Here is a 17257-nt window from a genome sequence, read left to right on the forward strand (position 1 = left end):
ACTTGGTAGGCCACACGATACTGAAGCGCTACGTGAAACTTATGCCCTCGTTCAAGGCGAAGTCCACTTGCGTTTTCAATTATCGAAATTTTGGCAGACTTTTGGATTGGGTTAAATAGGCAAGTTTTTCCGGCTTGAACTGGATATTCCGCAACAGGCCGCTCAGCTCGGGCCGTTCCCAAAAACTCGGCACATCGATGACAAAATACCCATGATCGCGCGCTTCCAATAGGGCTGACTCGCCACCCGTCGCCGCGCGAATGTCCTCGACCTGGAGCAACGGGCGGGGCTGCTCCGACAGATTGTCACCCGAGCCGTTCACCTGGTTCTGGCTCACATTGAATCCGCGCACCATCACGCTCGTCTTGCCCGAGCGATGCTCGATATCGCGTAGCGTCTCATTGTCCGGTAGACCGCGATAGAGCGTGTGCGCGACGGCCTTTTTCCAGATCCGCACGGTTTCCTTGCCGTACTTAGCTTCGATCTGCGCCGTGGCGTTCTGGAACACGCCGAGGAAATTGATCCCGCCCTGGCGATAGAGGGTTAGGATTTCATAGAAGTTGGAGACATAGAGCTGTCCCCATTCCTCGCCGACGAGAAGGGCGCGTAGTGGCCCGTGCGCATCGGCAAAGCGCTCAACAATGGCCGCCGTCATCGCGCCGACGAAAGTGCGGCTTGTCTCACTACGGGCCGATCCAATGATAAAGAGCGCCGTGCGCTCGCGCTTCATATCGGCAGGGTCGAACGTGTTGCGATCAGTGGCCGTGCGCGCCGCACTACCAGGCTGATACGCGCGCAGTCGCTCGATGATGACGGAGTTGTAGGCATTCCATTGATCCTGGGAGCCGGTCAGGCTCGCAAGCTGCTGGCACATGCCCCAATCATCCTCCATCCGGCTGTCAGACGCCCAGACGAGGAAATCGTCGCGAATATCTTCGCGGTTTCTTGCGAAGAAATCCCACAGCCCGCCCGCTGTTGATGGCCAGCGGTCTGTGGGATTTAAGGCGGTGATCTTGTTGTAGGTCGAGAACGCCGTACGGACGCCTTGCCCGATCCAGCGGTGATTAGGATTGGGATCGACCGGCACGAGATAGCTCGCGCAGTCATAGGCGACATCGCCGACAATGCCGCGCAGCTCGGGCCGGGCGGCGACTTCGAGCAGCCCCGTGTTGAAATTGAAGCTCTCGGACGGATAGCCATAGAGCCGGTCAGGGTTGATGAAGCGGACACGGTAGCCTTGCCGCTCCAGCGTCTTCCAACACACCCAGGCCAACTCGGCATCCTTGGGATCGGTGATGATCTTCGTCAGGTGCGCCGTACGCGGCGATACGAGATTGACGCCGAGGAACCGGGCCAGCTTTCCCTTACCGGCCTGCGCATCGATGGCGACAGGCTCGGTGCCGTCATAGATGACGGGGCGGCCCCGGAAGAAGCCTAACTCGATGCCAAGGCGCAGATGGCGCGACGGCGAGGAAAGCGTCAGCTCATTCATATCAGCCCCGCATCCTTCAAGGCCTGTTCGTCATTGAGCTGGGCGTGACCGAGCGAGCCACTCGGATTAGCAACGAGCATCGCCTGGAGCTGCGCGGCGGCCTGGTGTTCGGCCCGCAGCCGCGCAGTCCGCATCTGTTCGGCGTCTTCCCACGCAAGCCGCTGCTGCGCGTGGGATTCGAGCATCCAGAAGAACTGATAAATCTGGACGAGCCGTCCGATGCTCATCGCCCATCCTCATCGTCCCAACTGGCGAAGCGGAAGGGCACGCGCGACGGCTCATGCTGTTGCGGCGGCGTGATCTGCTGGCTCGGTGGAATGATCGTCTGGTTCGGCGGCGCGGGTTGATTGTCTTCCTGCGCCCAGAGAATTTCTAAGCCGATGGAGCCGAGCGTGTATCCACCCAGCAGGATGTAAGGCACGGCCTGATCCTGAATCCAGAAACCGAAGACGATCGCCGCGAAGACCGAAAACGCAGCCGCGACAAGCGCGCCGATCAATCCGCGATAGACGAACGCTCGGGCCACGTCCGGCATGAGCGTTGCGGAGCCAAGCGTCAGGGGCGAATTCCAGGCGAAGAAGCAGCAGAGCGTCATGATCAGCGACGCAAACGCTGCGATGATGAAGGCGAAAATCGCCATCGCGTAAATGGCCGCGCCCAGGAAGGCGACGACCATAATGAGGCCTTTGGTTTCGTCGTTTTGTTGAGACATCGACCTTCTCCATTGTGAGAGAGACGCTATCGTTCGAGGCGTAGTCCGAGGCCCGCGCGCTGCGATCGTTCCGGCGTTTGGCTGTGCCCGCGCGAGAGGATGAGGAAGCGGCCAATCTCCCGCCGCAGCTCGCGAAGCTGCTGCGCCTGGCCGTGCCGAAGCTCTTTGAATTGCGCCTGGAGGGCGGCGCGCTGATCGCGTTGCCGATCGATCAGAGCCTGGCGTTCCTGCGCTTGCTTCTGGCGGGTTCGTTCCGCCTCGGCTTCATTCAGAGCGCGGGCTTTCTGGTAGTCACCCGTCAACCGGTGCCACAGACCTTTCAGGCCTTTGGGCAACCGCGCAGCCCGCGCGCGATTCTGTTCATCCCAATCGCGCCGCTGCCGTTCATCGAATTTGGCGCGCTCGTCGCGATGGTGATGCGTCATCTCCATCTTGGCATGGCCGAGCGTCGCCGAACGCTTGAGGAAGCGTGTGCGCGATTCCTCGACATGACGACGAATCGCCGGAGTCATCCGCGCGCCAATCGTCTTCTGTGTCGCCTCGACGGTTGGCAGATCGCCGTCACCGAGGCGCTCGCGAACCTCTTTCGTTTTGAGGCCGAGCATCTTGGGAAGTGAATACACCTCGCCTTGATGATCGAGGACGACGAAGCCGCGCTTGTCGCCCTTGGCGAGGAAGAAGCCGCGTTCTTCGAGCGCGCGCCCCAGCGCCTTGCGATCGTCAGACATCGCCCAGCATTCTTGCATGGACTGTTTGAGCCAGCGCGGATCTCCCCCCTGGCGCTTGGCCTGTTGCCATTCGGCGAGCGTAAAATTCTTTGGATCGCGCTTGGCGGAATCTCGGATTCCGTCCGGCATCTTCCAACCGTGTTCGAGATAGAGGCCGCGCGAAAGTTCCGTCAGGCGGTTCTTGAAGAACGACATCGGGCGCGCCGTCATCGTCTCCGCGTCGATCCGGCTCCAGACGCAATGGGCGTGACGACGCCCTTCCTTTTCATGGAAGACGATCGCACGAGGCTGCCCCTCAAGGCCGAGCCGCTGTTCGATCGTGTCGATCGCGCGTTCGAAGATCGCGGGAGGGACGCGCTCTTGTTCAGGCGGGCTCAATGACAGCGAAAATAGATACTGGCTGCATTTGGTGCCCCGGCTGATCGCCTCAGCTTCCTTGAATGCGCCTTTCAGATCGTCGGCAGCAAAGCCGCGCAACTGATGCAACGCGACATGCTCATTGTCGTCGAGCTTCATGAGATGCGCGGCCAGATTCTGGCCGAATGCACGCTGCGAGCCTTTAAGGATCATCGAAGCGCTCCGAGAACAGGCCGAGCGCGATCATCATCATCGTGCGGATGTGCTGGATTTGCTGAGACGCGATCAGGAGCGTCGCTTCGGTGTCGGGATCGACGGCCAGCGCGCCGACTTCGGCAGCGCGAGCCAGGCTGGCAACATTGCGCGCTAGGTCCGACTTGCCGAGCAGCGCCAACGCATGTGCGAAGGCTTCCCGATCTTCGATAATGGAGCCGGTGCGACGCGTCCGCAGCGGCTGCTTATCGAACAGCTTCGCTTTGATGAACGACGACAGCGGCGCTCCGTTCGCCCGGTCGATCAAATAGGCGCGCTCTTGCTCTGTCAGGCGGAGGCTGAACGGCGGCGGACGCTTACTGGCAGAGTTTCCAGAAGGTGTTGGGAGCTGGGTCATGACCGGCTACCCTCACGGTGAGGGCGGCTTGAGCCGCGCCAGCGATGTGTCCTTAAGGACGTGTTCCCATTGAGCTAATTCATCGAGGACGAGGTTTGCTTCCCACCCGGGAAAGCGCACCATCTCTTTTTTCAGCCATAGCCGCGCCGCCGGGACTGGTGCCGCTTGTGGAAGGGGTGCTGCACGTCTCGTCGGGCTGGGCCGCTCAATCGGCCTTGATGTTGGCATCCCTGGCGATCGCCTTCATCGCCTCGATTTCCGCCGTGATCTCGCGCGGCCAATCCGTGTAGACGCGATGGACCGGCTCGAAGCCGGATTTCGTCATCGAGGCCCGAGCGGCGGGGTCGCGCAGCACATCGGCGAGGGCTTCGCTCAGCCTCGCCTTCGCCTCGGCGGGAATGCCCCTGGCGGTGACGAGCGCGATCCAGGAGGACAGATCGATGCCGCGATAGCCGAGCTCCTGCAGCGTCGGCACATCGGGCAGCATCGCCGAACGCTGGGCCGAGGTCACAGCCAGAGCGCGGATCTTGCCGCCTTCGATCTGCGGCCGCGCCGCGACGATCGTGTCGATCAGGAACGGGACGTGCTTGCCGACGAGATCGTTCATCGCCGGGCCGCTGCCGCGATAGGGCACATGCGCCATCCTGATGCCCGCGACCGACTTGAACCACTCGCCGGCGAAATGCGAGACCGTCGCCGTTCCAAACGACGCCAGGGTCAGTTTGTCAGGCTCGGCCTTGGCCACCACCACCAGGGCCTTGACGTCCGCCACCGGATTGTCGGCATAGGTCACCAGCGCCGGATTGGCGGTCGCGATCTGGGCCAGCGGCTCGAAATCCCGGGCGGCGTCATAGGACAGGTTGGACATTACCGCCGGATTGAGCGTGAAGGTCGAGTTCGAGCTGATGAACAGGGTGTAGCCGTCCTTCGGAGCCTGCATCAGCGCCTGCACCCCGATGATCGTCCCCGCGCCGGGCCGGTTCAGCACGATGACCGGCTGCCCCAGCCGGGTTTCGAGCTCCTTGGCGAGAAACCGGCTCAGCACATCGGCCGCCCCGCCCGGGGCGTAGGGCGCGATGATCTGCAGCGGCCGGTCGGGGAATTTCGCCTGAGCCAGCGCGGCCAGCGGCGTCAGCATCGCCCATCCCGCCAACAGGGTCGTCGCAATCCGCCTGATCATGGTGTCCTCCCGTTGCGAGGTTCGTCGCGCCTCTCGTTCCGGAAAATTAATTGATCGATCAATCGTTGCAATGTCAAACATGATGCCGACAATGCGCGCCATGTCCGACAACCCTCCCATGCCCGAACAGGCGGCTCTCGAAAACTTGCTGACCTTTCGGCTGGTTCGTTTCAATGCTGCGTTGAACCGGCAGAGTGTTCGCCTGCTGCGCAAGGCGGGAAACCTCAATATCCCCTTGTGGCGCATCATCTCGTTTCTGGCCGCCCATGGCGCCATGACCGGCCGCCAGCTTGCCGAGATCGCCGGGCTCGACGCAGGCCTGACCAGCCGCTGCCTGCATGATCTGACGGCGCGGGGGATCGTCGTCTGCGAACGGCGCGAGGGCGACCGGCGCGCCCTCTGGGCGCGGCTTACGGAGGAGGGTCGGGCGCTGGAGGCCAGGGTGCGACCGGTGATGCGGGCCCGGCATGACAGCCTGCTTGCGGCGCTCGATGAAACAGAGCGCCGTCAGATCTTCGTCATTCTCGAAAAGCTCAGGGAGGCCGTGCTCAAGGGCTGACACAGGCGCGGAGCAGCAGCGGCAAACCCGCGAGGGCCGTCACAGCGCGCGCGCACCGGTCCCGTCGAACACAGGCGGAGCCCGCTCCAGGGCGTCAACCCCAGTCTTCGGCGTCGTCCTCGTGCCGGGCTTCCCAGGTGTCGATCGCCTCGACGAGGCCGATCAACTCGGCCTCCTCATCCGAGCCTTCGGCCGGCGTGCCCAGTTCCACGACACGCTCCTTGGCGCGCTCGCAATCATCGGCGCACCGCACGATGGCCTTCTTGACGCCGCCCGTCATGGCGCATCCTCCTCCAACGCGAGCGCCGGATGGTTGCGGGTCTCATAGGCGACCATCGCGGCGTTGATCGCGAAAAACTCGTCCTGATCGGGCCCGTCCACGGGGTTCTCGCCGAGCGCGCTCAACCGCGCGATGGCGTCCGCGTAATCCTCGCTGGTGTCGATCGTCATGACGCGGGTCGATCTCCTGTAGCCGTCGACACGCAACCCATGGCGCGACGGATCGTTCCCGCACAGGGTCGCCAGCGCCGCAGCCGGGGCGTCAACGCATCAGCCCCGCCGCCCTCAGCGCGTCCTCGATGACCTTGCCGGGGCCCGAGGCCTGTCTCGCCGGGGTGAGCCGATGCGGAAACCCGTCGCGGGGGGACGGCCGCGCGGCGAAGCCCGTCTCGGCATCGGCGCTTTCATGGTCCGTGTCGGTCGCCGCGACCGCGTCGGCAATCTGCCAGAAAGCCGCGATGTGACGGGTCGAGGAGATGCCGGCGTTCAGCATATAGGGCCCGGCCGCGCCGATGCCGTCACCGGCCTGGATCGGCGCACCATGGCCCATCCCGGCAATGGCGAAGGCTTCGACCCTGGCCATGCCCGCGCCGTCGCGCCAGATCCTGTGGCGATGGGCGCCCAGCGCCTGCGTCTCGGTCGCAGCCACCTCCAGACCGTGGACGCCCCGCCATTGTGACAGCACGGCCTCCCCGGCGGCGGGCGCGACCGTGTGGTCCTGCATGCCATGCCAGATCGAGAGCGAAGGCCAGGGTCCGGTATGGGGCGAGGCAGCCAGCACGGCATCGACCAGCGCCGCCTCCGCGGGCAGCCCCTGTCCGCGCATGCGGGCCATCGCCTCCGGAACGGAGGCCGCGCAGCCGAAGGGCAGGCCGGCGATGACGGCGCCGCCCGCGAAGATGTCGGGATGGGTCGCCAGCATCACAGCCGCCATCGCCCCGCCGGCCGAAAGGCCGGTGACGAAGACCCGCCGCTCGTCGAGGCCATGCGCGTCGATCAGGCTACGGATCATCTGCACGATCGACAGGACCTCGCCGCCATTGCGGTGGATATCGTCGGGAGCGAACCAGTTGAAGCAGAGATGGGGGTTGTTGGCCCGCTGCTGCTCGGGAAACAGCAGGGCAAAGCCGTGGCGGTCGGCGAGCTGCGACCAGCCGGAGCCGTGGTCGTAATCGGCCGCGCTCTGCGTGCAGCCATGCAGCACGACGACGAGCGGTGCGTTGGGCGCCAGCAGATCGGGCAGATAGGTGTAAGCCTTGAGTGCGCCGGGGTTTGATCCCGACAGGGTCAATTCGGACAGACGCGTCGGGGATGCTGCGGCGCGCCCCATGCCCCGTGCGGCAGACAGGCGGGCGATCGTTTCGGAAAGGCTGGGCATGATGCGCTCCTGCGCTGGCCAGCCCCTGATGGCACCGACACATCCCTTGAACGCAAGCCTACGCGATTTTGTTGCGATGCAACATCCTGGAGGATGCGATCGTCCAACGCGGAGATTGCGTTGCCACCGCCGCATCGTGGAAGCTGTCGATCCCCGTCGCGCGTCGTCCACCGCCCAGCACCGAGGCCGCCCTTGCGTATCCTGATGATCAATCCCAACACCACGGACGAGGTTACCGCCCTGATGGCGCGGGTACTCGCGCCGCAACTGCCCGCGGGCGTCACGCTCGTGCCCGTGACGGGGCGTTTCGGGGCGCGCTACATCGCCAGCCGCACGGCCGCTTCGATTGCCGGCCATGCGGCAATCGATGCCTATGCGCAGCACGGCCGCGACTGCGACGCGGTCTATCTCGCCTGTTTCGGCGACCCCGGCCTGCTGGCGCTGAAGGAACTCGCGCGCGTGCCGGTGATCGGCATGGCCGAGGCGAGCTGCCTCGCCGCCGCAAGCCAGGCCGAGCGCTTCGCCATCGTCACCGGCGGCGAGCGCTGGGCCCCGATGCTGCAGGAGTTCGTCACCATGCTGGGGCTGGGCGAGCGTCTCGCCGGCATCGAGACCGTCGCTCCGACCGGCGCCGAGATCGCGCGCGATCCCGATGGCGCGATCGCCCTGCTCGCGCAGGCCTGCCGGCAGGCGGCGGCGCGCGACGGCGCCGGTGCGGTCATTCTCGGCGGCGCGGGGCTGGCGGGGCTGGCCGCGCGCCTGCGCCCCCATCTCGACATGCCGGTGATCTGTTCGGTCGAGGCCGGCCTCCAGGCCGTGCTGGCGGCGCTGCGCGACCCGCCGGTCAAACCGACGACCGGCGACCTCGCTTTGCCCGCGTCGATCGGCAGCACCGGGCTTTCGGACAGCCTGGCGGCATTGCTGGAACGTCCGTAAGCCCGAGTCTGCTGGCTTGCGTTACCGATGCACAGACACGGGGCCGTCATCCTGAGCTTCGCGAAGCGAAGTCCCGGGATCCATCATCGGGCAGGACAGCGCTCCATGATGGATCCCGGACTGCGCGGCTGCGCCGCTCGTCCAGGATGACGGGATTGACTTAGAGCCGGAACAACCGGCTCTGGCGAGATCGGCGCTTCAGCCCTTCTTGGCGAGCGAGATGCCGTTCTGCGAGGCGACCCAGTCCGACAGCATCGGCACGTAATCATCGCCCTTGCCGGCCGCGACGGCGGTTGCGAAGCTGTTCTTCACCGCATTGCCGATCGGGTTCGGCACCCCGGCCGCGTTCGCCACGCTTTCGAGATAGCGGACATCCTTCAGGGCATTGACCAGCGTGAACTTGTGCGCGTCGCGGTCGCGCTCGAGCACGTACTGCATGAAGGTCTGGTAGAAGCCGCAATCCATCCGGCTGCCGCGCAGCACGCTGTCGAAGGTCTGCGGCGTGATGCCGATCTTGGAGGCCAGCGTCAGCGCCTCGGCATAGATCGCCGCATAGCCCATCGACAGGAAGTTGTTCAAAAGCTTCATCTTGTGGCCGTCGCCGACGGGGCCGAGATGCACCACCTTCTGCGCCCAGGCCTCGATCGCCGGCTTGATCCGCGCGAAAATCTCCGGCGTCGTCCCCACCATCGCCGAGAGCTGGCCGAGCGCGGCCTGGGCCGGCGTGCCGCCAAGCGGTGCGTCCGCCAGATGCAGCCCCTTGGCCTCCAGTTCCGCGGCGATCCGCACCGTCACGGTCGGGTCCGATGTCGAGCAGTCGACGATCACCGTGCCGGGCTTGGCGCCCGCCGCAATGCCGTCTGGCCCGTTTACGACCGCCTCGACCTGGGCCGAGCCGGTGACGCATAGGAAGATGATCGTGGCGTTCTGGGCGAGTTCACGGGGCGTCTTGGCTTCCTTCGCGCCGCCGGCGACGAGGGTCTCGACCGGCTTGCGGTTGCGATGCCCCATTACGGTGACGGCAAAGCCCTTGTTGAGCAGGCTCTGGGCCATGCCCTGCCCCATCAGGCCGACGCCAATGAAGCCCACTGATTCTTTGGTTGCAGTCATCTTCAAATTCTCCAGTTTATATGAGAAGCACAAAGCGATGTGACGGAACGCCTGACCAAGAATGGGTCGCCAGGTCGAATCCGGCGCCGGAGATGAGCGTCATGACCAGCAGCGGCCCCGTCAGCGCCGGGTCTTCCGGCAAGCCGCCGACCGCTCTTCCGGTCGCCCGGGGCCGTGTCACCTTGCAGATCATCGCCGACCGTCTCGCGGTCTCGACGGCAACCGTGTCGCTGGCCCTGCGCGGCTCGCCGCTGGTGGCGGAGGCGACGCGCGCGCGGGTCCAGCAGATGGCCCGCGAGATGGGCTACAGCTACAACCGCAGCGCCGCCTCCTTGCGCACCGACCGCACCAATATTCTCGGCGTCGGCTTCCACGACATCACCAACCCGTATTTCGCCGAGCTTTTGGCGGCGATCGAAGAAACCACCACGGCCCATGGCCGCTCGATCCTGCTCGGCACCTATGGCGAGGACCTCGAGCGGCAGGACCGCGTCCTCAACACGCTGAAGGAATACCGCCCGGACGGGATGATCCTCTGCGCCGCGGGCGGCTCGACGCCGGAGACCTTCGCTCATCTGATCGCGGCCGGTGTTCCGATCGTCCAGCTCTCGCGCGAGATCACGCCCGATCTCGACTTCGTCGGCTCCGACGACCGCCACGGCACGATCCTGGCGATGGAGCATCTGATCGGTCTCGGCCACCGGCGCATCGCCTTCATCTGCCAGAACCAGAAGATCTCGACCGGCGCCAACCGCTACCGCGGCTACTGCGAGGTTCTGGCGCGCAACGGCATCCCGGTCGACCCGGCGCTGGTCTATCCCGGGCATGGCACGCGCGAGAACGGCTCCAAGGGCATCCAGGCGGTTCTCGATGCGCAAGATCCGCCGACGGCGGCGGTCTGCATGAACGATCTCGCCGCCTTCGGGGCCATGCTGGGGCTGCGCCATCGCGGCCGCGAGGCGGGCCCCGACTTCTCGATCATCGGCTGCGACGACGTTCAGGAGGCGGCGCAGTGGTACCCGGCCCTGACGACCATCCGCAATTTCCAGGACGAGATGGGCCGCACCTCGGCCGAATTTCTGATCAGCCGCATCGCCGATCCCGCCGCGCCGCCGCGCCGGCTGCTGCTGACACCTGCCCTCGTCGTCCGCGGCACGACCGCCCCGGCCCGCGCTTGAGACCAGGGCGCGTGGCTCATGCATCGTTGGCGGGCTTGGCGTTGAGGGCGCGATAGGCGCGCACCACCTGCGAATCGTCGCGCCCGCCATGGCCCAGGCCCGACGAGGCCAGGAACATCTGGTGCGCGGCGGCCGCCAGCGGCAGCGCGGTCTTCGCGGCCCGTCCGGCATCGAGCACGATGCCCAGATCCTTGACGAAGATGTCCACCGCGCTGGACACGACCGGGTCGGGCTCATGCATGCGCGGGCCGCGGTCGCGCAGCATCCAGGAGGAGGCGGCCGAGCCGCCCATGATCTCGAACAGCAGCTTGCCGTCGATACCCGCCTTCTCGGCGAGCGACAGCGCCTCGGCCGCAACCGCGATATGGACGCCGCAGAGGAGCTGGTTGACGGTCTTCACCGTTGCGCCCTGGCCCGGCTTCTGGCCGACATGGAAGACCTTGTCGCCCAGCGCCTCGAGCACGGGCCTGGCAAGCGCGAAGCTCTCGTCGGGCGCCCCGACCATGATCGACAGGGTCGCGGCGCGCGCGCCGACGACGCCGCCCGACACCGGCGCATCGATGAAACGCCGCCCGCTCTTTGCGACCTCCGCCGCGATCGCCTCGACCTCGCCCGGCGGGCAGGTCGCCATCAGGACCACGAGCGCGCCGGGCGCCAGCGCCGCCAGCGCCCCGGCCTCGAACAGCACGGAGCGCGCCTGCGCGGCATTGACCACCATCAGCACGATCGCCCCGGCGCCGTCGGCCGCCTCCCGCGCACTCGCCGCGGCATGTCCGCCCGCATGTACCAGCGCCTCGCGCGCGGCCTCGCGCATGTCGAAGCCGGTGACGCGGAACTGGCGCTTGACCAGGTTCTCGGCCATCGGCGCGCCCATGGCGCCGAGCCCGATGAAGGCGATGGAGGTCGGTGTGGTCGGCATGCGCTCGCAATGTCCTCTGCTGACGTCGTCCCGGGCGCAACACGGTGCTCACCGGGATCCAGGCCAAAGCCTAGACGATCAGCGGCCTTGACTGAATCCCGGCGGCGCCGGGTGTCCCCCTGCGGCCGGCATGGCGACGCGGGGCGCCCTGCAGGTCCCCCGCGCCGCCGGACGCGGCCTACTCCTTCACCGCTCCGGTCATCGCCGACACGTAATGCTCGACGAAGAACGCGTAGAGGATCACCAGCGGCAGCGAGCCGATCAGCGCCCCCGCCATCAGCGAGCCCCAGCGGAAGATGTCGCCATCGACGAAGTTGGAGATGATCGCCACCGGCACGGTCTTGTTGTGGTCCGACGAGATGAAGGTCAGCGCGTAGATGAACTCGTTCCAGCACAGCGTGAAGGCGAAGATGAAGGCCGAGATCAAGCCGGGGATCGCCAGCGGCAGCACGATCTTGACCAGGATCTGCCAGCGGCTCGCCCCATCCATCAGCGCGCATTCCTCGAGCTCGTAGGGAATGGTCTTGAAGTAGCCCATCAGCAGCCAGGTGCAGAACGGGATCAGGATGGTCGGATAGGTCAGGATCAGCGCGAAGGGCGTGTCGAACAGGCCATAGGCGTGGATCACGGAAGAGAGCGGGATGAACAGGATCGAGGGCGGCACCAGATAGGCGAGGAAGATCAGCCCGCCCACCGTCGCCGCGCCCTTGTAGCGGATGCGGGTGATCGCATAGGCCGACAGCACGCTGGCGAAGATCGAGAGGAAGGTCGCGGCGGTGGCGACCATCATCGTCGTCATCAGCCAGCGCGGATAGGCGCTCTCGAACAGCAGCTTGTAGATATGCTGGAAGGTGGGCTGGCTGACCCAGAGCGGGTTGCTGTTCTCGAGGTCGAGCAACTGCGCGTCCGGTTTGATCGAGGTGATCACCATCCAGTAGAATGGGAACAGCAGCACCACGAGGATGATGGCCAGCGGCATGTAGACGACCACAAGCTTGCGCGGCAGCGTCTCCAGATAGGCCATACCCTCGCGATGGTCGGACAGCGTGCCCGGGGCGGCGCTGGTCTTCAGGGCGGCGTCAGTCATTGCTCTCTCCCTGCTGCCATTTACGGCGCTGAAGGCCAAACCAGCTGACCATGATCGCGGCCAGGAGGAAGGGCACCATGGCGGTGGCGATGGCCGCGCCCTCGCCCAGCCGGCCGCCGAGGATGCCGCGCTGGTAGGACAGCGTCGCCATCAGCTGCGTCGCGTTGACAGGGCCGCCGCGGGTCATGGCCCAGATCAGCTGGAAATCGGTGAAGGTGAACAGAACCGAGAACGTCATCACCACGGCGATGATCGGCGTCAGCAGCGGATAGGTCACGAAGCGGAAGCGCTGCCAGCCCGAGGCGCCGTCGAGCGTCGCGGCCTCGTAGAGCGAGGGCGACACGGTCTGCAGCCCGGCCAGAAGTGTGATGGCGATGAAGGGGATGCCGCGCCAGATATTGGCGAAGATGACGCTGCACTGCGCCAGGAACGGGTCGCCGAGCCAGTTGATGTACTGGCCCTTGTCGAGAAAGCCCCATTTCTGCAGCAACCAGGTGAAGATCGAGAACTGCGTGTCGAAGATCCACCAGAACGCCACCGCCGACAGCACGGTCGGCACGATGAAGGGGATCAGCACGATGGCGCGGATGAACGCCTTGAACGGCATGTGGTTGTTCAGGAGGATGGCGAGATAGAGCCCGATGGCGAACTTGAAAACCGAAGCGACCGCCGTATAGGCGAGCGTGAAGGCCGTCGCGTTCAGGAAGTCGCTGTCCTCGAGCAGGTACTGGTAGTTCTCCAGCCCGATGAAGCTGCCGCCGCGGCCGATGCGCATGTCGGTCATGCTCATCCACATGCCCAGGATCAGCGGCCAGGCCAGGAAGAACAGCAGGAAGATCATGGTCGGAACCATGAACCAGAAGCCCAGCCAGTTTCGGTTGACCATCAGCCTTGTCCAGGCGGTGGTCTCCGGCGGTGCGGCGAACGAGCCTGAAGCCATCGCGAGCGCTTCCTCGATAAAGGGGTGTCGTCCCCCCGGCAGCGCGAACGGCGCCGGGAAGAGGACCCGTAGACGTGGATGAAAGGCCCTCCCCTCGGCGCCGGTCAGGCGCTCCGGCCGGCGTTGCCGCCGGCCGGAAAGGGTTCGGTCAGCGGTAGATGCGCTGCAACTGCCGTTCGGCGAGCTGCATGGCACCCGCAGCCGTCTCGCGACCGGTGCAGAAGCTCGCGAACATGTCGACGACGATGAAGTCGGCCATCGCGGTCGCCGCCTTCTCGTCGAGCTTGCCGCGGTGACCCGCGACGAGGCTGCGCTTGGAGGCGTCGCGGAACACCTTGTTCTTCGGGTCCTTTGTCCAGACCGGATTGTTGTCGAAGGCGTTCAGCGTATGCGTGAGATAGCCGGCCGCCGCTTCCAGCCACGGGTTGAACTGCTCGGCTTCCAGCATGTAGGCCATGAACGCTTTGCAGGCGTTCGGGAACTTCGTGTAGGTCATCGCCATCATCGGGAAGCAGAGCTGGATCTCGGTCGGCTTGCCCGCCGGGCCGATCGGCCAGTAGGCGTGGTCCATGTCCGCCGCGATTTCCTTCTGCTTGGGATCGTTGGACGCGTTCGCCGCGGCATAGATCGAGATGCCGTTGGCAGTCAGCCCGAGTTCGCCGGACAGGAACAGACGGTTGTTGGAGGCGTCGTTCCAGGCCGCCGTGCCCTGGATGAAGGTGTCGTACAGCGCCTTCGAGTAGTTCAGCGCCGCTTCCGTCTCGGGCGAGCGGATGATCACCTTGCTGTTCTCGTCGACCTGCGCGGCGTTGTGGCCCCACAGCAGCCAGTAGGCGTAGGAGTTGCCGTCGCCCGAGGCGCGGCCGAGCGGGAAGCCGGCCGGCGTGTTCTTGGCCTTCAGCGCCTTGCAGAGTTCCAGGAACCCGGCCGTCGTCTGCGGCACCTCGTTGAAGCCGGCCGCCTTGATCTGCGAGATGCGGTAGTTGATGTAGCCGCCGTTGATCGCCGCGGGGATCGCGATCCACTTGTTGCCGAGCTTGCCATAGGCCTCGGCCACCGGCACCCAGCCGCCATACTTCTTGCCGAGATAGTCGGCGACGTCGGTCACGTCGACGCAGCGGTTCGGGAACAGGTGCGGCGTCGAATACAGCGACCAGAAAATATCCGGACCCGTGCCGGTGTTGGCGGCGACGGATGCCTTCGGCTGCATGTCGTCGAAGGATTCGGAGGTCACCGTGACGCGCACGCCCGTGGCCGCGGTGAAGGCGGCGACGATCTTGTTGAACGCCTCGTCCTCGGCGACGACGAAGCGACGCCAGCGCATCACGTTGAGGGTCGCGCCCGCCTCGGGCTTGAAGGGCGAGGCCTGCGCCCAGGCCTTGGCCCAATCGGTCATGCCGGAGCCGACGAGGGCGCCGGCGCCCGCTACGCCGGCGAGGCCCTTCAATGCGGAACGTCGTGTCGGTTTGGTCATCAGCGTCCTCCCATGGACTGGTTTTTCGGCCCGGGGGTCTGAAGCGCCCCGCTTGCCCGGTGGTTCATCGCGCGCTGGGGGTTGCTCCCCCATGCGCGCGGATGATTCAGATTACGGCGCCAGGCGCTTGCCCGTGCCGGCGTCGAAGAGATGCGTCACATTCGTGTCGGGCGTGATCCCGATGAATTCCCCCGGCTTCGCACTGATGCGCTCGCGGAACACGCAGGTCAGGCTCTGGCCGCCGCAGCGGACCACGACCTGGGTTTCAGAGCCCATCGGCTCGACGACGACGACTTCGGCCTTGAGACCGTTCTCGTCGAGCTGGATATGCTCGGGCCGGATGCCGAGCACCGCCGCCTTGCCGTTGGAATCGGCGGGATGACGGCCGATCGGCCAAATCACGCCCCCTTCCGTCTCGAAGCCGGTGGCGCCGATCGTGCCCTTGAGCAGGTTCATCGAGGGCGAGCCGATGAAGGCGGCGACGAACAGGTTGGCCGGACGGTCGTAGAGTTCGAGCGGAGCGCCCATCTGCTCGACGATGCCGTCATGCATCACCACGATCTTGTCGGCCATGGTCATGGCCTCGATCTGGTCGTGCGTCACATAGACGGTGGTGGTCTTCAGGCGCTGGTGCAGCTCCTTGATCTCGGTGCGCATCTGCACGCGCAGCTTGGCGTCGAGGTTGGAGAGCGGCTCGTCGAACAGGAAGACCTGCGGATCGCGCACGATGGCGCGGCCCATCGCGACGCGCTGGCGCTGGCCGCCGGAGAGCTGGCGCGGATAGCGGTCGAGCAGTTTCTCGAGCCCGAGGATCGCGGCGGCCTTGCCGACGCGCTCGTCGATCTCGGTCTTGGGGGCCTTCCGCAGCTTCATCGAGAAGGCCATGTTGTCGGCGACCGTCATATGCGGATAGAGCGCATAATTCTGGAAGACCATCGCGATGTCGCGCTCTTTGGGCGGCACATCGTTGACGACACGGGGGCCGATGCGGATCTCGCCGCCCGAAATGTTCTCCAGCCCGGCGATCATGCGCAGCAGGGTCGACTTCCCGCAGCCGGACGGGCCAACGAGAATGACGAATTCGCCGTCGTCGATATCGATGTCGACGCCATGGATGACCTGCGTCGAACCATACGCCTTGCGCACGTCGGCAATCTGGACTGAGGCCATCTGGGCCCTCTCCTCAAACGTCGTTTCCCCGTGGACCCGGTGGTCCGCCTGTGTCGGGCGGAGTCCAAGTCGCGTCGTCTACCGGCCTGTTGCGACCGATCGATGAAGGTTCCCGTCGGCTAAGGACCCCGCTTCGGCGAGCCGGAGCGATCCCTTGCGTCGGGCTTCATCTGCGATAAAGTCATACCATACAGACAGGCGTGTCAAGCGCCGGCCGAATGGCAGCGGACGGGCTGCTGAAACGGGGGAGGCGCCAGACGATGCGGGTGCGCGACTATTCGCGGCCGACGACCCTCAACCCCGACCGCCTCTTCGGCCAGGTCGCCCAGAAGCTCGCCGTCGCCATCATCACCGGCGCGATCAAGGCGGGCGAACTGCTTCCCGACGAGGATGGCCTGCGCGCCGACATCTCGGTGTCGCGCACCGCCTATCGCGAGGCCGTCAAGGTGCTCACCGCCAAGGGGCTGGTCGAGGCGCGCCCCAAGAGCGGCACGCGGGCGGCGCCGCGCGACAGCTGGAATCTGCTCGATCCCGACGTTCTGGCCTGGCATTTCGAGGCCGACCCGAACGAGAAATTCATTCGCGATCTCTTTGAGTTGCGCCGTTTTGCCGAGCCCGCGGCGGCGCGCCTGGCCGCGCAGCGCCGCACCCCCGCCGACATCGCCCGCATCGAAGCCGCCTTTCGCGGAATGGCCGACAACCAGCCCTATGACGACGTCACGATCCGGGCCGATCTGGCCTTCCACGAGGCCGTCTTCACCGCCTCCCACAACGCCACGCTGATGTGCCTGGCGAGCGCCGTCGCCGCCACCGTGCAATGGTCGCTGCTGCTCAAATCGATCGACGACCGCGAGTTCTTCATCGCCTCGCTGGTCGACCACGAGCGGGTGCTGGACGCGATCGTCCAGCGCGACGGCGATCTCGCCTCGGCCCGGATGACGGCGCTCGTCATCGACAGCCTGAACACCACGCTCGCCCTGTTGACGCCGCTTGCGACGGCGCCCATCCAGAAAACCGCGTGATTAAATCATATTATATCGGCGCCCAGGGCGCTGTTTCGGCGGCGCGGCGCGTGGTTCACAGGCCCGGCGCTCGACCCGACCGCGAAGTGGCTTCCCTGCCGCGGCCATCTCCGGCATTTAAACGAT

The 17257-nt window shown here is 65.6% G+C and carries 19 protein-coding genes; 4 read left to right on the forward strand and 15 right to left on the reverse strand.

The features are described from left to right. Window positions 1-79: 79 nt before the first annotated feature. From Q8S38_RS09670 to Q8S38_RS09695, 6 genes are all read right to left on the reverse strand, one after another. Window positions 80-1492: a type IV secretory system conjugative DNA transfer family protein gene (locus tag Q8S38_RS09670; protein ID WP_305680204.1), complete on the reverse strand. Its 1413-nt coding sequence runs from the start codon at window positions 1490-1492 to the stop codon at window positions 80-82. After that, a complete protein-coding gene (locus tag Q8S38_RS09675) occupies window positions 1489-1719 on the reverse strand; it encodes a hypothetical protein (protein WP_305680205.1) in 231 nt (76 codons plus the stop codon). Before Q8S38_RS09675 ends, Q8S38_RS09670 begins: the two co-directional genes overlap by 4 nt. Beyond that, entirely contained in the window at window positions 1716-2204 is a 489-nt protein-coding gene (locus tag Q8S38_RS09680) for a hypothetical protein (protein ID WP_305680206.1), read from the reverse strand. The genes Q8S38_RS09675 and Q8S38_RS09680 overlap by 4 nt, the downstream gene beginning before the upstream one ends. Window positions 2205-2230: 26 nt before the next feature. Further along, window positions 2231-3502: a relaxase/mobilization nuclease domain-containing protein gene (locus tag Q8S38_RS09685; protein ID WP_305680207.1), complete on the reverse strand. Its 1272-nt coding sequence runs from the start codon at window positions 3500-3502 to the stop codon at window positions 2231-2233. Next, window positions 3492-3899, reverse strand: a complete 408-nt coding sequence (locus Q8S38_RS09690; RefSeq protein WP_305680208.1) for a hypothetical protein — start codon at window positions 3897-3899, stop codon at window positions 3492-3494. The genes Q8S38_RS09685 and Q8S38_RS09690 overlap by 11 nt, the downstream gene beginning before the upstream one ends. Window positions 3900-4104: 205 nt before the next feature. Continuing rightward, a complete protein-coding gene (locus Q8S38_RS09695; RefSeq protein WP_305680209.1) occupies window positions 4105-5079 on the reverse strand; it encodes a Bug family tripartite tricarboxylate transporter substrate binding protein in 975 nt (324 codons plus the stop codon). On the opposite strand from Q8S38_RS09695, the gene Q8S38_RS09700 reads away from it, so the two are divergent. After that, on the forward strand, window positions 5078-5638 hold the full coding sequence (locus Q8S38_RS09700; RefSeq protein WP_305680210.1) for a MarR family winged helix-turn-helix transcriptional regulator: 561 nt from the start codon (window positions 5078-5080) through the stop codon (window positions 5636-5638). The two genes, Q8S38_RS09695 and Q8S38_RS09700, sit on opposite strands and share 2 nt — an antisense overlap. A gap of 94 nt (window positions 5639-5732) precedes the next feature. Here the strand turns inward: Q8S38_RS09700 and Q8S38_RS09705 are convergent, their stop codons facing one another. The 3 genes from Q8S38_RS09705 to Q8S38_RS09715 all read right to left on the reverse strand — a co-directional run bounded on the left by Q8S38_RS09705 (window position 5733) and on the right by Q8S38_RS09715 (window position 7295). After that, window positions 5733-5918: a hypothetical protein gene (locus Q8S38_RS09705; protein WP_305680211.1), complete on the reverse strand. Its 186-nt coding sequence runs from the start codon at window positions 5916-5918 to the stop codon at window positions 5733-5735. Beyond that, window positions 5915-6088 carry a hypothetical protein gene (locus Q8S38_RS09710; protein ID WP_305680212.1) on the reverse strand — a complete coding sequence of 58 codons (174 nt, stop codon included), beginning with the start codon at window positions 6086-6088 and terminating at the stop codon, window positions 5915-5917. The genes Q8S38_RS09705 and Q8S38_RS09710 overlap by 4 nt, the downstream gene beginning before the upstream one ends. Window positions 6089-6179: 91 nt before the next feature. Continuing rightward, on the reverse strand, window positions 6180-7295 hold the full coding sequence (locus Q8S38_RS09715; RefSeq protein WP_305680213.1) for an extracellular catalytic domain type 1 short-chain-length polyhydroxyalkanoate depolymerase: 1116 nt from the start codon (window positions 7293-7295) through the stop codon (window positions 6180-6182). Window positions 7296-7487: 192 nt separating this feature from the next. On the opposite strand from Q8S38_RS09715, the gene Q8S38_RS09720 reads away from it, so the two are divergent. Next, a complete protein-coding gene (locus Q8S38_RS09720) occupies window positions 7488-8231 on the forward strand; it encodes an aspartate/glutamate racemase family protein (protein ID WP_305680214.1) in 744 nt (247 codons plus the stop codon). Window positions 8232-8429: 198 nt separating this feature from the next. Here Q8S38_RS09720 and Q8S38_RS09725 read toward each other — a convergent pair whose 3' ends face one another. Further along, window positions 8430-9341 carry an NAD(P)-dependent oxidoreductase gene (locus Q8S38_RS09725; RefSeq protein ID WP_305680215.1) on the reverse strand — a complete coding sequence of 304 codons (912 nt, stop codon included), beginning with the start codon at window positions 9339-9341 and terminating at the stop codon, window positions 8430-8432. Window positions 9342-9442: 101 nt separating this feature from the next. Between Q8S38_RS09725 and Q8S38_RS09730 the strand changes: the two genes are divergently transcribed. Further along, on the forward strand, window positions 9443-10519 hold the full coding sequence (locus tag Q8S38_RS09730; RefSeq protein WP_305680216.1) for a LacI family DNA-binding transcriptional regulator: 1077 nt from the start codon (window positions 9443-9445) through the stop codon (window positions 10517-10519). Between the two features lie 16 nt (window positions 10520-10535). Here Q8S38_RS09730 and Q8S38_RS09735 read toward each other — a convergent pair whose 3' ends face one another. From Q8S38_RS09735 to Q8S38_RS09755, 5 genes are all read right to left on the reverse strand, one after another. Then, on the reverse strand, window positions 10536-11438 hold the full coding sequence (locus Q8S38_RS09735) for an NAD(P)-dependent oxidoreductase (protein ID WP_305680217.1): 903 nt from the start codon (window positions 11436-11438) through the stop codon (window positions 10536-10538). A gap of 178 nt (window positions 11439-11616) precedes the next feature. Continuing rightward, complete coding sequence (locus Q8S38_RS09740) at window positions 11617-12525, reverse strand: carbohydrate ABC transporter permease (protein WP_305680218.1); 909 nt, start codon at window positions 12523-12525, stop codon at window positions 11617-11619. Further along, window positions 12518-13465, reverse strand: coding sequence for a carbohydrate ABC transporter permease (locus Q8S38_RS09745; RefSeq protein WP_305680219.1), 948 nt, complete (start codon window positions 13463-13465; stop codon window positions 12518-12520). The genes Q8S38_RS09740 and Q8S38_RS09745 overlap by 8 nt, the downstream gene beginning before the upstream one ends. A gap of 148 nt (window positions 13466-13613) precedes the next feature. Continuing rightward, on the reverse strand, window positions 13614-14939 hold the full coding sequence (locus tag Q8S38_RS09750; RefSeq protein WP_305680220.1) for an ABC transporter substrate-binding protein: 1326 nt from the start codon (window positions 14937-14939) through the stop codon (window positions 13614-13616). Window positions 14940-15050: 111 nt separating this feature from the next. Beyond that, a complete protein-coding gene (locus Q8S38_RS09755; RefSeq protein ID WP_305680221.1) occupies window positions 15051-16109 on the reverse strand; it encodes an ABC transporter ATP-binding protein in 1059 nt (352 codons plus the stop codon). Between the two features lie 260 nt (window positions 16110-16369). On the opposite strand from Q8S38_RS09755, the gene Q8S38_RS09760 reads away from it, so the two are divergent. Next, window positions 16370-17131, forward strand: coding sequence for a FadR/GntR family transcriptional regulator (locus tag Q8S38_RS09760; protein WP_305680222.1), 762 nt, complete (start codon window positions 16370-16372; stop codon window positions 17129-17131). Window positions 17132-17257 lie beyond the last annotated feature (126 nt).

The sequence above is a fragment of the Allobosea sp. genome (genome assembly GCF_030695125.1).
GTDB lineage: Bacteria > Pseudomonadota > Alphaproteobacteria > Rhizobiales > Beijerinckiaceae > Allobosea.

Excerpts from the sequence above, each read along its gene's own strand:
- Q8S38_RS09700 (WP_305680210.1), top strand. The coding sequence starts at position 5,078 with ATGGTGTCCTCCCGTTGCGAGGTTCGTCGCGCCTCTCGTTCCGGAAAA.
- Q8S38_RS09680 (WP_305680206.1), bottom strand. The coding sequence starts at position 2,204 with ATGTCTCAACAAAACGACGAAACCAAAGGCCTCATTATGGTCGTCGCC.
- Q8S38_RS09750 (WP_305680220.1), bottom strand. The coding sequence starts at position 14,939 with ATGACCAAACCGACACGACGTTCCGCATTGAAGGGCCTCGCCGGCGTA.
- Q8S38_RS09725 (WP_305680215.1), bottom strand. The coding sequence starts at position 9,341 with ATGACTGCAACCAAAGAATCAGTGGGCTTCATTGGCGTCGGCCTGATG.
- Q8S38_RS09715 (WP_305680213.1), bottom strand. The coding sequence starts at position 7,295 with ATGCCCAGCCTTTCCGAAACGATCGCCCGCCTGTCTGCCGCACGGGGC.
- Q8S38_RS09730 (WP_305680216.1), top strand. The coding sequence starts at position 9,443 with ATGACCAGCAGCGGCCCCGTCAGCGCCGGGTCTTCCGGCAAGCCGCCG.
- Q8S38_RS09760 (WP_305680222.1), top strand. The coding sequence starts at position 16,370 with ATGCGGGTGCGCGACTATTCGCGGCCGACGACCCTCAACCCCGACCGC.
- Q8S38_RS09745 (WP_305680219.1), bottom strand. The coding sequence starts at position 13,465 with ATGGCTTCAGGCTCGTTCGCCGCACCGCCGGAGACCACCGCCTGGACA.
- Q8S38_RS09710 (WP_305680212.1), bottom strand. The coding sequence starts at position 6,088 with ATGACGATCGACACCAGCGAGGATTACGCGGACGCCATCGCGCGGTTG.
- Q8S38_RS09705 (WP_305680211.1), bottom strand. The coding sequence starts at position 5,918 with ATGACGGGCGGCGTCAAGAAGGCCATCGTGCGGTGCGCCGATGATTGC.
- Q8S38_RS09735 (WP_305680217.1), bottom strand. The coding sequence starts at position 11,438 with ATGCCGACCACACCGACCTCCATCGCCTTCATCGGGCTCGGCGCCATG.
- Q8S38_RS09670 (WP_305680204.1), bottom strand. The coding sequence starts at position 1,492 with ATGAATGAGCTGACGCTTTCCTCGCCGTCGCGCCATCTGCGCCTTGGC.
- Q8S38_RS09675 (WP_305680205.1), bottom strand. The coding sequence starts at position 1,719 with ATGAGCATCGGACGGCTCGTCCAGATTTATCAGTTCTTCTGGATGCTC.
- Q8S38_RS09740 (WP_305680218.1), bottom strand. The coding sequence starts at position 12,525 with ATGACTGACGCCGCCCTGAAGACCAGCGCCGCCCCGGGCACGCTGTCC.
- Q8S38_RS09695 (WP_305680209.1), bottom strand. The coding sequence starts at position 5,079 with ATGATCAGGCGGATTGCGACGACCCTGTTGGCGGGATGGGCGATGCTG.
- Q8S38_RS09690 (WP_305680208.1), bottom strand. The coding sequence starts at position 3,899 with ATGACCCAGCTCCCAACACCTTCTGGAAACTCTGCCAGTAAGCGTCCG.
- Q8S38_RS09755 (WP_305680221.1), bottom strand. The coding sequence starts at position 16,109 with ATGGCCTCAGTCCAGATTGCCGACGTGCGCAAGGCGTATGGTTCGACG.
- Q8S38_RS09685 (WP_305680207.1), bottom strand. The coding sequence starts at position 3,502 with ATGATCCTTAAAGGCTCGCAGCGTGCATTCGGCCAGAATCTGGCCGCG.